The sequence below is a fragment of the Amycolatopsis sp. lyj-109 genome (genome assembly GCF_046548995.1).
GTDB lineage: Bacteria > Actinomycetota > Actinomycetes > Mycobacteriales > Pseudonocardiaceae > Amycolatopsis.
Genome location: NZ_JAJPWR010000009.1, coordinates 182,343 through 197,278 on the forward strand (window position 1 = coordinate 182,343; position 14,936 = coordinate 197,278).

The following is a 14,936-nucleotide window of genomic DNA, read 5'->3' on the forward strand; positions in this document are numbered from 1 at the left end:
TGGGAACGAATCGAGGTCGTATGAGGGAGCAGTGGCTGTCGGCTGTCCGATCCAGGCTCGACGGTGACAACGGACCGTACGTCCTGCTCGAGGAAAAGGCGCTAGCCGAGGCTGTCGAGCTGTTCGTCAGTACCGAGCGGGTCCAGGATCTGTGGGAGACCTGCTACTTCGTCGGGTTGCTGCATTTGCGGCGTGCGGTGGCGCTCGGCGACAGGCGGTCCGAAGCCGAGATCACGACGGCGAGACCGTTACTCTCGTTCGCATATGCCGTCCGCTCGGTCAGCCGCCTGCCGGACGCGCTAGACCGCATTGTGCCGAAAGATGTCCCACCCGAGTTGATCGCGATACTCGACCAGCGCGAGACCGATTGGGACCGACTGGCCTTGCTCATGGAAGCCTGGCTGGAGATCGGTGCCGATCCGCACGCGCTCCGGCTGGCGGTCGCTTTCGCACGCAACGCGGTGAAGCCGGAGAATTCGAACCAAGCGGTGCGCGCGCAGCGTATGGCATTTTTCAGCGCGGCGCAGCGGTGTCTCTTCGAACACGGCGGGGACCTGGCGGTACTCGAAGACGCCATCGCCGCGGTGCGTGCGGAGGCAGCGCGGCTACCCTCCGACGATCCGGATCGGTTCCAGTACGACCACAGCCTGGCCGAAAGTTTGAGGATGCTATTCGAGCGCACGGGCGAGCTCGCCGCACTCCGGGAATCACTCGACCTCGGGCGGCGCGTGCTGGACGCCCGGCCGGACGGCTCTGACCAGCGCTACGTTCACCTGCTGAGCTACAGCACTTCGGCCCGTCTCCTGCACCAGTTCACGCCTGACCCGGAACTCCTGGACGAGGCAGGCAAAGCGGGAGCGGCCGCTGTGGAGCTCGTGATGTCGCAGGGAACGGCGGCGGGTTCGCTCGTCGCCGCCACGCTGGGGAACCACGCCCTGCTCCTGCAGGCACAGTTCGACCGTACCGGTGACCAGCCGACCCTCGACGAGGCAATCCTTAGTGCCCGGCGAGCAGCGCAGGCCGCGCACTCGCGCACTCCGCTGTGGATCGCCAGCCGTTACAACCTTTCGGTGCTCCTGCGCAATCAGTTCGACCGCACAGGCGACTTGGTCGCGCTTGACGAGGCGATCGGCATGGTCCGCGAGGTCCTTCAGATGACATCACCGGAGCACCCGGACGCGGTTTCGTACCAATCCGCCTACGTCGGCTATCTGCATGCCCGATTCGGCCGTACCGGCGAGGTCGGGGCTCTGGACGAGGCCATCGAACTCGGCGCGACGGCGGTCGAGGCGACCGCGGAGGACCATCCCAACCGGCCGATGTACCTGAACAATCTCGCCATCGCGATGAAGGCCAAGGCCGAACACGCCGCCGACGCCGTCCTGATCGGCAGAGCAATCGCGATCCAGCGCATGGCCGTGCAGACCACGGTCGACTCCGGTTTCCGCCGCGCCGGAATGCTCAGCACCCTGGGCAGCATGCTCGCCAGGCGATACGACTTGACAGGCGAGGACGCTGCCCTCGACCAGGCAATCGACGTCGGCCGTGAGGCCTTGGCGGCCGCCGGCGTCGACCACCCCGACCGTTCGGCGCTCGAGATGAATCTCGTGGCTTCGCTGAGCGTCCGGGAACCCTCGCACCGTGACGAGATGCTCGATCTGCTGGAAGCCGCCGCGATGCGTGATGGTGCTCGACCTGCGGTCCGAGTGGAGGCCGCAAGCACGTGGGGCCAGGTCGCGATGACCGCCGGGCGACCCGATCGCGCTGTGCGCGGGTTCGAAGTGGCCGTCGAATTATTACCGGTGCTGGCGGCACGGGGACTTACCCGCCCTGATGCGACACACTGGATGGCTCAGCACGCACAGCTGGTGTGTGATGCCGCCGCTTGCGAGCTGGAAGTGGGTCGGACGGATCGCGCCGCCGAACTGCTCGAGTCGGGTCGGGGCGTGCTCATGGCCCAGGCGCTGGAGTCCAGGACGGACCTCTCGGACCTGCGAGACGCGGACCCGACACTGGCGGACGAGTTCGGATACCTGTGCCGGCAACTCGACTCCGAGAATCCACGCGAGGAACGGCGGGTGCTGGCGAGCCGGTTCGCCGAGTTGCTGACACGTATTCGTGCGGTGCCCGGGTTCGACGCGTTCCTCCTGCCTCGAACCGCGGCGCAGCTGGCCACTGAGGCGAGTGGCGGCCCCATAGTCCTGGTCAACGTCAGCCAGTATCGCTGCGACGCCCTCGTCCTGACCGAAGCCGGCGTGACCGTGCAGCCGCTGCCGGAGCTGGAACTGTCCGCGGTGCGCGAGCGGCTGGGCGCGTTGCGCGCAGCAGTTACCGCTGGGTCAGACCCGGCTGCCCAGCACGTCATGCAAGACGTTTTGGCTTGGCTATCGGACACGGTCACCAACCCGGTGCTCCGCGGATTGGCCCCGGACGTCCGCCGGCTTTGGTGGGTGCCGTGTGGTCTGCTGGCCTATTTCCCGCTTCACGCCACTGTGCTCGACCGCGTGATGTCCTCGTACACCCCGACGATCCGGGCACTGGCGCACGCCCGGGCCCGTCAGATCTCCCGGACGGGACCGCGGGTGCCCCGGCTGCTGGCAGTCGGCATGTCGAAGACCCCCGGGGAATCCGACCTACCGGGCGCGCACAAGGAGGTGGGGTTGCTCGGCCGGCTGCTGCCGGGCGTGACCCCACTCGTCAACGAGGAAGCCACCCACGACGCAATCCTGTCGCGATTGGCGACAAGTGAATGGGCACACTTCGCCTGTCACGCCGCCGGCGACCCGGCTGACCCCGGCGAGAGCCGCCTGGTCGTTCACGACCATGTGAGTAAACCGTTGTGCGTAGCGGAGATCTCTCGGCTCGAATTGAGCGAGCCGGAATTCGCGTTCCTGTCGGCCTGTAGCACGGCGACCACGTCGCTCGATCTGGTCGACGAGTCGATTCACATCGCGTCGGCCTTTCAATTGGCCGGCTATCCACACGTCATTGGCACGTTGTGGGAGATCTCCGACTCCATCGCCACGAAGATCGCCACACGGATCTACACGGAGCTGGCCACCTGCCAGTTCGACATCCGCAACGCGGTAGGCAGCCTGCACAAAGCCATCCGCATGGTGCGGGACCTGTACCCGCAGATGCCAACCCTATGGGCCGCGCACATCCACGTCGGCCCGTGAACAACGCCGTTCACGCGCGGGGCGACAGGCGGCTGGGGACGACCATCGATCGAGTATCCCGCCGTAGCGAGGGCCCTTGGTTGTTGGGAGCCCACCACCGCGATCGGCGATGGGTTTCTGCCAGTGCAGTGTAAGTCGCTAACCGGTGCCGTCAGTCAAGCTGCAGGTCGGTGGCAAATTTCAGGTTGGGGTTATAGATCAACTCGGTCCTCGGACACAGTATTACCCCACGGATCGCGAAACGCGATCTTGAAGCTGGGTTGATCGTATCTCAGGTCGAATCGATCTCCTCCAGGCGCCATCCGACGCTGTCGAAGACGATGATCTTTCCCGCGACGCGGAGCGCCGCAGCGACGCGACTGCTTTGCGTTCGATCATGCTCCAGCTTGATGAGGCCGTCGGTTTCTTGGTCGTCGAGTCGGATGTCGATCTGGTCGGTGAGGTGGTCTTCGCGGATGTAGAGCGTCTTCGGACGCGGCGGGCCCGCACATTGGGTACTGGTGTGGTCGTGGCGGCAGCGGTAGGTCGGACGTCCGTGATTCCAGTGCGAGTCCAGTCGTCGGTCGCAGACACCGCAGTGGATCAGGTCGGCGAGCGCGAACCGGCGAGCCCGGCCGTTGCTGGCGGGGCGCGCCGCCCGGATCTACTGTGCGGCGACGAAGTCCTGCTCCGTGACAAGCGCCGGTGCGCAGTCTTGGCGGACAGTGCCGGCGTTGACGCTGGGCCTTCGGACCCGGTGGCCCGGCGATTCGAGATCTGCCGACCCGTGTAGCGCGGATTCGCGAGGATCACCGCGACGGTGCGCAGCGTCCAGGCGCCGCGGGTTCGATGGCGGTTGGGGTCCGGGTCTGCGCTGGGCGGGCAGGGGACACCGCGTTCGTTGAGGTGTCGGGCGATGCTCGCGACGCTGTGTCCGGCCAGGCGTTGCCGGAACATCCAGCTCACGTGCGGCGCGGTGCGGGGGTCGGGAGCCAGCCGTTGCAGCGCCGACTCCAGCCGGCGCCCGCCGGGTTGGGGTGGGGACCGGCGTCGACGAGACGGTAGCCGTAAGGTGGGCGGCCGCCGAGCTGGCCGGTCGGGTGAAGGGTTCATCTGAACCTCGAGCAAGGCATGGACTTCTACACCGAGACCTGATCCCGGCGGTTAAGGAAGGCTCCGAGGCGGCTTCGCGGGATGCCGAGAGCATCGACCGGACGATCGAGATCAAGCTGTCATACGACCGCGACCACGAGAAGGCGCTGGAGAACACCGGTTCTGGGCGCCGCTGTCGCTGACGCCGGAGCAGAAGCACACGGTGTCCTCAGCCGAGGAGATGGAACAGCTCGCCGACGAGCTGCGGATCAAGCAGGTCGCCAAGCGGTGGATCGTGGCGTCGGATCCGAACGAGGCCGTGGCGCAGATCAAGCCGTACCTGGACGCGGGCCGGAACCACCTCGTGTTCCACGGGCCGGGGCATGATCAGGAGCGGTTCCTGACCCAGTTCTCCGAGGACGTGCTCCCGAAACTGCGGGCGCTCGTGACCGAGACGACGACCTGAACCAGCGCGACTTCCGGAGGTACGTCTTTCGTTCTCGAGCACGAGTGAGCGGGCGCGGATCTATGGACGGGTTCGCGGCGATCTTGCCGGCGGTCCGCGCCCGTCGCCGAGGACTTGTTCCAGTTCGATGACATCGAGCCTTCGAAGACGTCGGTCGGCCTCCGAAAGCAGACTCCGCCCTCGGCATCTCGAAGCCGTCACTGCGTTTCCCGGCGACGGCGAAAGCCTCGACTCGCTCGCCGGAAACCCGGGAGGACTGTCAGCCCCCTCGATCGCCCCAGCCGCTATCAGGACATCGCCAGCCGCACGTCGGCTTCGCACACTGACCGACCCTTCTTCGCTGCCGGCCGCCCTGCTGTCGAACTTGTCGGTGCGGAGGGAGCCGTTCCAATCCGGCGACGCGGGCGCGTTCGCGCACGAATTTACCACTGCTATGTCCGTTTGTTCCGCGAAGTCGGGGGGTGCTGACAGCCCCTCCCAGACACCGGGCGAGTGTGGTTTCGTCGATCTTGATCGAAGCAGTCGACTCGCGCCCGTACGCCGCCATCACGCGACAGAGGACCCATTCATGTCGATCGACGATTCCCCTGAAGTGGCCCCATCTCCCGAAGAGGCCACACCCACGACGCTGTCGCGGCGCACGTTCGTCACGGCCACCACCCTCACCGGTGCAGTCGCTGTCGCCGGTGCACCACTCCTCGGCGCCGAGCCGGCTGCCGCCGCCGGTTCCGCCACGAGCAGCCGGGTTTCTTTGATCGTCAACGGAGTCCGCCACACGATCACCGTCGACAACCGCACGTCGCTCCTGGACCTGCTGCGTGAGCACCTCGGCCTCACCGGCTCGAAGAAGGGATGCGACGCGGGCGCCTGCGGGGCATGCACCGTGCTGGTCGACGGCCGCCGGGTGAACGGCTGCCTGACGCTCGCCGTGCGGCTCGAAGGCGCCGAGGTCACCACCATCGAAGGCCTCGCTGAAGGCGACCGGCTGCACCCACTCCAGCAGGCGTTCATCGATCAGGATGCGTTCCAGTGCGGTTATTGCACCCCGGGACAGATCATGTCCGGCGTCGGCTGCATCAAGGAAGGCCACACCGGATCCGCGGCGGAGGTTCGTGAGTGGATGAGCGGCAACATCTGCCGGTGCGGCTGCTACGTAAAGATCGTCGACGCGGTCCAGCAGGCCGCGCCGCGGAAGTGAAGACCTGACGTGGAGCCCTTCACCTACACCAAGGTCGCCGACACCCGTGCGGCCGTGGCCGCGGGGCAATGCGGCGGCCGGTACATCGCCGGCGGGACCACGATGGTCGACCTCATGCGGGAAACCGTGGAACGTCCGGCCGGCCTGGTGGACATCGCCGGGCTCCCGCTGCGCGACATCAGGGTCACACCGGGCGGCGGCCTGCGCATCGGCGCGCTGGTCACCATGGCCGACACTGCCGCCGACCCCCGGGTCCGCAGCACGTACCCGGTGATCTCACAGGCACTGGAGCTCAGCGCGTCGGCGCAGCTGCGCAACATGGCCACCATCGGCGGCAACATCATGCAGCGCACGCGGTGCACCTACTTCCGGGACATCACCGCCGCGTGCAACAAGCGCGCACCCGGCTCCGGATGCGCGGCGCTGCACGGCATCAACCGCGGCCACGCGATCCTCGGCACGTCCGACCACTGCGTCGCCACCCACCCATCGGACGTCGCCGTGGCGTTCGCAGCCCTCGAAGCCACCGTCCGGCTCCTCGGACCGGACGGCGAGCGCACCGTGGCGTTCCGCGACTTCCTGCTCATTCCGGGCACGACGCCCGACCAGGAACACGCCATCCGCCCAGGAGAACTGATCACCGCAGTGGAGGTTCCCGCTTATCCGCGTCCGTTGCGCTCGGGTTACCTCAAGGTCCGCGACCGGCAGTCCTACGAATTCGCCCTGACGTCGGCGGCGGTCGCCCTGCACGTCCAAGGCGGGGTCATCCGGACCGCCAAGGTCGCGGCCGGCGGCGTAGGCACCGTCCCGTGGAACCTGGGCGCCGTCGAGCAGCACCTCACCGGGAAAGCACCATCCGCGCAACTGTGGACAGATGCCGCCGCTCGCGCCGCGGACGGCGCACGAGCGCTGGAACACAACGCATTCAAGATCGAATTGCTCAAACGGACCGTCGAACGTCAGCTTCGCGTCGTAGGAGGAGGCCAGTGACTCCGCAGCCCCAGCGAGCCGTCGGAACCCCGGTGTCCAGGGTGGACGGCCGGCTCAAGGTGACCGGACACGCCACCTACGCCGCCGAACACAAAATCGACGGCGCGCTGCACGCCGTCGTGGTCGACGGCAGCGTCGGCGTGGGACGCATCACCGCGATCGACGACCGCGCTGCACTCGCCCACCCCGGCGTCCGGACGGTGATCAGCCACCTCAACGCCCCCAGGCTCGCCTATCGCGACAGCCCGAACGCGAACAATCCCGAAGGCAGCCGGCTGCGCGTCTTCCAGGACGACCGCATCCGGTTCTTCGGCCAGCCCGTCGCGGTCGTGGTCGCCGACACCCTCGAGGCCGCGCAGCACGCCGCCCGGCTGGTCGAAGTGCGCTACGACGCCCACCAGCCGGCCACCGACCTGCACTCGGCCCCGGCCGGCGAACCCACCACCTACGCGCGCGGCAACGCCGACACCGCGTTCGCCGGTGCCGCGGTCAAGCTGGACGTCACCTACGACGCCGCGCGCAACCACCACAACCCGATGGAACCGCACGCGACCATCGCACGCTGGGACGGCGACCGTCTCACTGTCTGGGACAAGACCCAGTGGGTCGGCGGCACCCAGCGGGAACTCGCCGCGGTGTTCGGCATTCCGGACGACCAGGTGCGCGTCCTCTCCCCGTTCGTCGGCGGCGCCTTCGGCAGCGGCCTGCGGGCCTGGCCGCACGTCACCATCGCCGCGGTCGCGGCACGCCACACCGGACGGCCGGTCAAGCTCGTGCTGGCCCGGCGCCAGCTGTACTTCGGCACCGGCTTCCGGCCCCGCTACGGCTATCGCCTGAGGATCGGCGCGGATCGACGCGGACGGTTGAGCGCGATGATCCACGACATCACGGCCGAGACGTCGTCCTACGAGAAATTCGTCGAGGCCGCAATGGCTCCCGGGCAGATGCTGTACAGCATGCCGCACGTCCGGCAGGCCTACAGCTCTGTGCCGCTCGACGTCAACACGCCCATCTGGATGCGCGGCCCCGGGTACGCCAGCGCGTCGTTCGCGATCGAATCCGCGGTCGACGAGCTCGCGCACGCGCTGAACCTGGACCCCATCGAACTGCGTCAGCGCAACGAACCCGCGAAAGACGAATCCACGGGCTTGCCGTTCTCCACGCGGCGGCTGCGTGAGTGCTACACCGTCGGCGCCCGGGAGTTCGGCTGGCACCGCCGCAATCCGGCGCCACGCTCGTCTCGCGACGGCGACTGGCTGATCGGCACCGGGATGGCCACCTCCGTCTACGACACCGCACGCGGCGCGGCCCAGGCATACGTCCGGCTCGACGCGAACGGCGCGGCACTGGTCCAGTCCGCGACCAGCGACATGGGCCCCGGCACCTACACTTCGATGACCCAGGTCGCCGCCGACGCCCTCGGCCTGACCATGGACACCGTCCGGTTCGAACTCGGCGACTCTCGCATGCCGCCCACCCCGCCGCACGGCGGTTCGCAAACGATGGCCAGCGTCGGATCCGCCGTCTTGAACGGCTGCGATCTGGTCCGGCAACAGGCCATCACCCTCGCCGTCAACGACACCCGGTCCCCGCTGCACGGAGCCGACCCCGCAGACGTCATCGTCCGCAACGGACGAATGGCGCTCAAGAACAGCCCGGCTCGCGGCGAGAGTTACCGGCAGCTGCTGTCGCGCAACGGACGAGCGCACCTGGAGGCCATCGGCGGGTTCGCCCCGCCGGAACAGGACCGGTCGTCGTTCTACACCTACGGCGCCGTCTTCGCCGAAGTCGCCGTCGACGCCCAGTTGGGGCTGGTGCGGGTGCGCCGCGTGCTCGGCGTCTACGACGCGGGCCGCATCGTCAGCCCGAAGCTCGCCGACAGCCAAGCCCTCGGCGGCATCGTCGGCGGGATCGGCTCGGCGCTGCTGGAGCACACGGTCACCGATCCGCGGGACGGCCGGGTCGTCAACGCCAATCTCGCGGACTACCTGGTCCCCGTCAACGCGGACATCCCCGTACTGCGCGCGATCTACCTCGACGGCTCCGATCCTCAGGCTGATCCCCTCGGCGTCAAAGGCGTCGGAGAGGTCGTGCACGTCGGCGTCGCGCCGGCCATCGCCAATGCTGTCTTCCACGCCACCGGAAAACGGATCAGGAACCTGCCCATCACCGCCGAGTCCCTGCTCTGACGACCACGACCGTCCAACGACACGCCCTTCATGGCGGGCGGACTGCTCGCACCGGCCGACGAGACGAACCAGGCCGCGGCCGAACTTCACGGTCACCCCGCCGCACCGGAAGTTCGCCATGATGCTTACCACTGACGCCGGCATTCAAGGATTTTGAGCCGTCGAGAAGGGACCTCAGCTCGATCGCCCGTTCGCCTGGTCGGCGTACGATCCACCACGAACCGAACGAGGGGCATTGGCGTGGCATTGGTACTCGTCACGGGAGCAGCGGCCGGGCTCGGCCTGGCGACCGCACAGGCGCTGACTTCCGGCGGTCACGACGTTGTCGCGCACGCCCGGCACCCGTCCCGCCTCGCCGAAGGGGACCTGCTCGGCCGGATCCGCGGCGCGATCTGCGGGAACCTCGCCGAGCCCGATGAGGTCATCGCACTCGCGGAGCAGGCCGACGAGTACGGCCGGTTCGACGCGGTCATCCACAATGCCGGTGTCCTCAGGGGCCCGGACGTGCTTGCCGTCAACACGTTGGCGCCGTATGTCCTGACTGCTCGCATGCGCCAACCACACCGGCTCATCTACTTGAGCAGCTCCATGCACCGATCAGGGGCGACCGACCTTCGCGGTCTCACCGCGGCTCGGGCCTCCTACGAGGACAGCAAGCTGTACGTCACAGCTCTCTCTGCGGCCGTCGCGAACCGGTGGCCGGAAGTCGGCTCGCACGCCGTCGACCCAGGCTGGGTACCGACCCGGATGGGCGGCCCCGGCGCGACCGACGACCTTCGCGCCGGGCATGAGACCCAGGTGTGGCTCGCCACCGGCGAGGACATCGAGCCACACACCGGCGGCTACTGGTATCACCGGCGTGTGCAGGAAGCCCACCCCGCCACTCAAGACCCGGCATTCCAGGCCGAGCTCATCGCTCGCCTCGAAGCACGCACCGGGGTATCCCTCGGTTGACCGGTCAGGCGCTGCGCGTTCGCTCGAAGCTCCAATAGGCAATTCCATGCCCTGGCAAGCCAATCACCACCTTGGCGTAGTGGTCTGCGGAGTCACTCTGCCGGTTCCTGACCGCGGGCGGCTCCGGTGCGATGCCGGTTCTCGAATCCTTGGGTCGCCGCCCAAGTGGCGAGGATCGCGAACTTGTCAGCGGAGGCAGAGCCTGTGTCGACGCTGTAGGTGCAGACGGACAGGCCAGGTTCGCCGGGGAGTTCGAACACGTCGAAGGTGACGTCGATCTCGCCGACTTCGGGGTGGCGGTAGACCTTCTGTCCGGTGCGGTGTTCGTGGACCTCGTGCTCGGCCCAGTCCGCGCGGAATTGCGGGCTGAGCGTGGACAGCTCCCCGATGAGTGCGGTGAGGTCGGAGTCGAGCGGGTCGCGTCCGGCTGCGAGCCTCAGCATCGCGGCGGTCATGCTGCGGGCAAGAGGCCAGTCGGCGTAGAAGTCCCGGGCGCGCGGATCGAGGAAGATGAACCGGGCGAGGTTCGGCTTCTCGGCCTCGAACTGCATGGCGAACAGGGCACGGCCCATGAGGTTGGCGGCGATGAGGTCGTGCCGCGCGTTGATCACGACCGCGGGCACGGCCAGGTTGTCGAGGACCCGTCGCACCGAGGCCCGCACCGATGTCCTGGCCGGTCTCCGGCCGCGCGACGCCTTGGCCGTTGTCCGGGCCAGGTCGAACAGGTACTCGCGTTCCACGTCGTCGAGTTGCAGCGCTCGTGCGATCGCGTTGAGCACGCTTTCCGAGGCGCCGCCGATGTCGCCGCGTTCGAGCTGTGTGTAGTAGTCGACGCTGACGCCGGCGAGGACGGCGACCTCTTCGCGACGCAGGCCGGGCACGCGCCGTTCTCCGCCGGAATCGGGCAGGCCCGCCTGTTCGGGGGTGAGGTGTGCCCGGCGGGAGATCAGGAACTCCCGCACCTTGTCCTTCCTGCTCATGTCCTCCTCCGGCTCACTGCGAGTGGCGTCAGAACGTCAGCATGACCTTGACGGCGCGACGCTCATCCATCGCCTGGTAACCCTCCGCGGCTCGATCCAGGGGCAGGGTGAGGTCGAAGACCTTGCCGGGGTCGATCTTGCGGTCCCAGATGAGCTGGATCAGCTCGGGCAGGAACCGGCGCACCGGGGCGGGCCCGCCGTGGAAGTGGATGCCGGCGAAGAACAGGTCGATGCCGGGGATCTTGACGTCGTAGTTGACGCCGACGTAGCCCACGTGGCCGCCGCCGCGGGTGGCGCCGATGGCCTGCATCGTGGCCTGCTGGGTGCCGACGGCTTCGACGACGCTGTGCGCGCCGAGCCCGTTGGTGAGTTCCTTGATCTTCGCGATGCCTTCGTCGCCGCGTTCGGTGACGATGTCGGTCGCGCCGTAGAAGCGGGCCAGCTCCTGGCGATCGGCGTGGCGGGACATCGCGATGATCCGCTCCGCGCCGAGCTGCTTGGCGGCGAGCACGGCCATCAGGCCGACCGCCCCGTCACCCACGACGGCGACGGTCTTGCCCGGGCCGGCCTCGGCCGCGACGGCCCCGAACCAGCCGGTGCCCAGCACGTCGGACGCGGCCAGCAGCGACGGGATCAGCTCCGGTTCCGGCTGTCCGGGGGTGGCGACGAGGGTGCCGTCCGCCTGGGGGATGCGGGCCCGCTCGGCCTGCGTGCCGATGCCGCCGTGCACGAACTCGGCGTGCACGCACTTGGACTGGTAGCCGGCCCGGCAGATCTCGCAGGTGTTGTCGGAGATGACGAACGACCCGACGACGAAGTCGCCGACCTTGATGGTCTTGACGTCCGCGCCGACCTCTTCGACGACGCCGACGTACTCGTGCCCCATCAGCAGGTGGTCGGCCGGTTCGACGCCGCGGTAGGGCCACAGGTCCGATCCGCAGATGCAGGTCGCCGTCAGCCGGATGACGGCGTCCGTCGATTCGATGATCTTCGGATCGTCGCGCTCCTCCACGCGCACGTCACCGGTGCTGTGCATCACCACTCCACGCACGAGATCTTCCTCCTTGGTCTGGATGTCGGCACACGCGCGCCCGAACGGCCTGCCGGCCGCGCACCGCGCACGTCTTTCACGATCCATCGAACCCGGCGAACGCGCTCACTGGGAGGGGCCGTCAGCACCCCCCGGGTGAACGGGCGTGCATACCTCGGCCCGTCCCACCGGGGTGAGCCTCCATCGGTGTAGGGGACACCGTCACCAGCGGCAACTCGGCGGACCGGATCGAGTTCGATCACTCACCCGGCCGCTCCTTGGCGACAGCTTCGCGCACGGCCGGGACGATCTCGTTGGCCCAGCGGCCGAGAATGGCCAGGTCCTCGACGGATCCGCTGGGTTCGCTGAAGTTGAAGCCGGCCGCGCCGTGGTCCAGCACGGCCCCGGTCAGCTCGTCGATCCACTGCGCGACCGACCCACCGATCCAGCGGCCATCGCCGTCGCGGGTCGTGTCCAGCGGGCGGTCGGTGATGCGGCCGGCGATGTTGTAGATCGTGCGGATGTCGCGGGGATCGCGGCCGACGGACGCCGCGGCCTTGTCGATGACCGGCCGGGACGTGCGGTACTTCTCGCTGAGCCAGTCCGCGTAGTAGGGCGGCAGCCAGCCGTCGGCCACGCGGCCGGTCGCGGCCAGGGATTTCGGGCCGCTCGATCCGGTCCAGACGAGCGGCGCGGCCACGGGTGCGGGGTCGATCTGGTTCACCTGATAGTGCTTGCCCGTGAAGGTGACCGGCGGGCCGCCCCCGGACAGTTTCTTCACCAGGACGATCGCTTCTTCGAAGGCGTCGACCGCGTCGCCGGGCGAAACCCGCGGCATGCCCATGTCGGAGATCCGGTCCGACTGCATGCCCACGCCCAGGCCGAGCACCACCCGCCCACCGGAGAGGGCCGACAGCGACGTCACCGCACGTGCCAGCATCGGGGCGGGCCGGGCCGGCAGGTGGGTGACGTTGGCGAAGCCGGCGATCCGCTGCGTCGCGCCCAGGACGAACCCGAGGAGCGCGTAGGCGTCCAGTTGATCACCGGTGTACGGGTGGTCCATCACCGAGACGAGATCGAGCCCGTCACGGTCGGCCTGCCGGACGGCGCGCAGCAGGGCAGGCTCCTTCCCGATCGTGTTGTTCGGGCAGAAACCGAAGTAAATCGTCGGCAGAGATGTCACCGGTGTTACTCCTCTTTTCGGGATAACTGACTGTTACCCTGTGGGTATGGAACGGGTGGAAACGCGTGAGCTCGAGTACTTCGTCGCGGTCGCCGAGGAACTGCATTTCGGGCGGGCCGCGGAGCGGCTGGGGATCGCGCAGCCGCCGTTGTCGAGGGCGATCGGCAAGCTGGAACGCCGGATCGGTGTGCAATTGTTCGAGCGCACCAGCCGCCGGGTCGATCTGACGGCGGCCGGTGCGGTGTTCCTGACCGAAAGCCGGAACGCGCTGGCCGCGGTGGACACCGCGGTGTTGCGCGCCCAGCGCGGCGGCCGCCCGCACCGGCTGGTGGTGGCCGCACTGCCCGGCACCGGATCGGGGTTGCTGGCCAGGGTGGTGAGTGCCTATCGTCGCCAACCCGGTGCGGCCGAGGTCGAAGTGGTGTTCACCCGGGACCACGTCGACGTCGTCCGCGCCGGTTCCGCGGACGTCTCGTTGACGTGCGGCTACGACGATCTGGGCGGGCTGGAATTCACCGATCTCGCCGAAGAAACAACAGTCGCGTTGCTCCCGCGGGACCATCCGCTCGCGAGGAAACCGGCTGTTTCGGCTGCCGATATCGCGCAGGACAGGCATTTCCGGCCGGAGTGGCCGGTGGCCACGCTCGACGAGATCATCGACCAGGTCGCCATGGGCGAACTGATCGTGACAGTCGCGTCGAGCGCGACCGACCGGCTCGGCCCCGGTGTCGTGGCCGTGCCGGTCATCGACGCACCGCCGACGTGGCTGACGCTGACCTGGCAACCGGACGTCCCCGCCGCGACGCGCGAGGCGTTCGTGCGGACCGCCAAGAGCGTGGCGTCCGGGCTCGTGGTGCTCTCAGCCCCAGGGGCCTAGCTGGGTGATGCCGCCGTCGACGACGAGTTCGAAGCCCGTGATGTAGCTGCTCTGGTCCGAGGCGAGGAACAGGATCCCGGCGGCCTGTTCCTCCGGCCGCCCCCACCGGCGCAGCGGGTTGCTCGACGAGTGGTCCGCCATCCACTCGCGCCGGCTCTTCTCGTCGAGCCAGGACCCGACCGAAGGAGTGTCCGTGGTCCCCGGCGCCAGTGCGTTGACCCGGATCATCCGTCCCTTGAGCTCGTTCGCCCACGTGCGGGCAAACGAGCGGACCGCGGCCTTCGACGCGCCGTAGAGGCTCATGCCCGGCGTCCCGGCGCTGCCCGACACCGAGGTGACCAGCACGATCGAGGCGCCGTCGGTGAGCAGTGGGAGGGCTTTCTTGACGGTGTTGAGCGTGCTTCGGACGTTGCTGTCGAAGTGCAGGTCGAAGTGCTCGTCGGTGATGTCTTCGAGCCTGGCGACTTCGGCGGTCCCGACGTTGGCGACCAGCACGTCGATCCGGCGGCCGTCGGCGCGCACGGTGTCGTACAGCCGGTCGAGGTCCGCGTGTTTCGAGGCGTCGCCTTGAACGGGAATCGCGCCGACCTTCGTCGCGGCGGCGGTCAGTTCCTGTTTCTTGCGGCCGGTCACGTAGACCACCGCGCCTTCTTCGATGAATCGCTGCGCCGTGGCGAGTCCGATACCTGAACTGCCGCCGGTGATGACCGCGACTTTGTTTTCGAGTTGACCCATGACATCGATTCCATCACCGCTTTGTCGCGGGAACAATGACAGTTCCTGCATCGCCGCGTTACCCGGCCGGTATCGGTCACGCAA

Annotated in this window: 12 protein-coding genes and 1 pseudogene; 7 read left to right on the forward strand and 6 right to left on the reverse strand. The window is 68.2% G+C overall.

Annotated elements, in window-relative coordinates:
- Positions 1-20 precede the first annotated feature (20 nt).
- Entirely contained in the window at positions 21-3,179 is a 3,159-nt protein-coding gene (locus ACLJQF_RS21755; RefSeq protein ID WP_410611132.1) for a CHAT domain-containing protein, read from the forward strand.
- 271 nt (positions 3,180-3,450) lie between these two features.
- Here the strand turns inward: ACLJQF_RS21755 and ACLJQF_RS21760 are convergent, their stop codons facing one another.
- Positions 3,451-3,822, reverse strand: a complete 372-nt coding sequence (locus tag ACLJQF_RS21760) for a zinc ribbon domain-containing protein (RefSeq protein WP_410611388.1) — start codon at positions 3,820-3,822, stop codon at positions 3,451-3,453.
- Positions 3,762-4,271 (reverse strand): recombinase family protein, encoded by a 510-nt coding sequence (locus ACLJQF_RS21765; protein ID WP_410611133.1) that lies wholly within the window; start codon positions 4,269-4,271, stop codon positions 3,762-3,764. The genes ACLJQF_RS21760 and ACLJQF_RS21765 overlap by 61 nt, the downstream gene beginning before the upstream one ends.
- Between ACLJQF_RS21765 and ACLJQF_RS21770 the strand changes: the two are divergent.
- The 5 genes and pseudogenes from ACLJQF_RS21770 to ACLJQF_RS21790 all read left to right on the forward strand — a co-directional run.
- Positions 4,231-4,716: pseudogene (locus ACLJQF_RS21770) on the forward strand (LLM class flavin-dependent oxidoreductase); the annotation flags it as partial. The gene ACLJQF_RS21765 and the pseudogene ACLJQF_RS21770 overlap by 41 nt on opposite strands.
- Before the next feature lie 568 nt (positions 4,717-5,284).
- Entirely contained in the window at positions 5,285-5,914 is a 630-nt protein-coding gene (locus ACLJQF_RS21775; protein WP_410611134.1) for a (2Fe-2S)-binding protein, read from the forward strand.
- A 9-nt stretch (positions 5,915-5,923) separates the two neighbouring features.
- Positions 5,924-6,904, forward strand: coding sequence for an FAD binding domain-containing protein (locus ACLJQF_RS21780; RefSeq protein WP_410611136.1), 981 nt, complete (start codon positions 5,924-5,926; stop codon positions 6,902-6,904).
- A 32-nt stretch (positions 6,905-6,936) separates the two neighbouring features.
- Positions 6,937-9,093: a xanthine dehydrogenase family protein molybdopterin-binding subunit gene (locus ACLJQF_RS21785; protein WP_410611138.1), complete on the forward strand. Its 2,157-nt coding sequence runs from the start codon at positions 6,937-6,939 to the stop codon at positions 9,091-9,093.
- A 240-nt stretch (positions 9,094-9,333) separates the two neighbouring features.
- Positions 9,334-10,047: an SDR family NAD(P)-dependent oxidoreductase gene (locus ACLJQF_RS21790; RefSeq protein WP_410611140.1), complete on the forward strand. Its 714-nt coding sequence runs from the start codon at positions 9,334-9,336 to the stop codon at positions 10,045-10,047.
- Positions 10,048-10,139: 92 nt separating this feature from the next.
- Here ACLJQF_RS21790 and ACLJQF_RS21795 read toward each other — a convergent pair whose 3' ends face one another.
- From ACLJQF_RS21795 to ACLJQF_RS21805, 3 genes are all read right to left on the reverse strand, one after another.
- Positions 10,140-11,027, reverse strand: coding sequence for a helix-turn-helix transcriptional regulator (locus tag ACLJQF_RS21795; RefSeq protein ID WP_410611142.1), 888 nt, complete (start codon positions 11,025-11,027; stop codon positions 10,140-10,142).
- Positions 11,028-11,055: 28 nt separating this feature from the next.
- Entirely contained in the window at positions 11,056-12,063 is a 1,008-nt protein-coding gene (locus ACLJQF_RS21800) for a zinc-dependent alcohol dehydrogenase family protein (protein WP_410611144.1), read from the reverse strand.
- A gap of 253 nt (positions 12,064-12,316) precedes the next feature.
- Positions 12,317-13,240: an LLM class flavin-dependent oxidoreductase gene (locus ACLJQF_RS21805; RefSeq protein ID WP_410611146.1), complete on the reverse strand. Its 924-nt coding sequence runs from the start codon at positions 13,238-13,240 to the stop codon at positions 12,317-12,319.
- Between the two features lie 46 nt (positions 13,241-13,286).
- Between ACLJQF_RS21805 and ACLJQF_RS21810 the strand changes: the two genes are divergently transcribed.
- Complete coding sequence (locus ACLJQF_RS21810; RefSeq protein WP_410611148.1) at positions 13,287-14,117, forward strand: LysR family transcriptional regulator; 831 nt, start codon at positions 13,287-13,289, stop codon at positions 14,115-14,117.
- On the opposite strand, the gene ACLJQF_RS21815 is transcribed toward ACLJQF_RS21810, so the two are convergent.
- Positions 14,100-14,852: an SDR family NAD(P)-dependent oxidoreductase gene (locus tag ACLJQF_RS21815; protein ID WP_410611150.1), complete on the reverse strand. Its 753-nt coding sequence runs from the start codon at positions 14,850-14,852 to the stop codon at positions 14,100-14,102. The genes ACLJQF_RS21810 and ACLJQF_RS21815 overlap by 18 nt on opposite strands.
- Positions 14,853-14,936 lie beyond the last annotated feature (84 nt).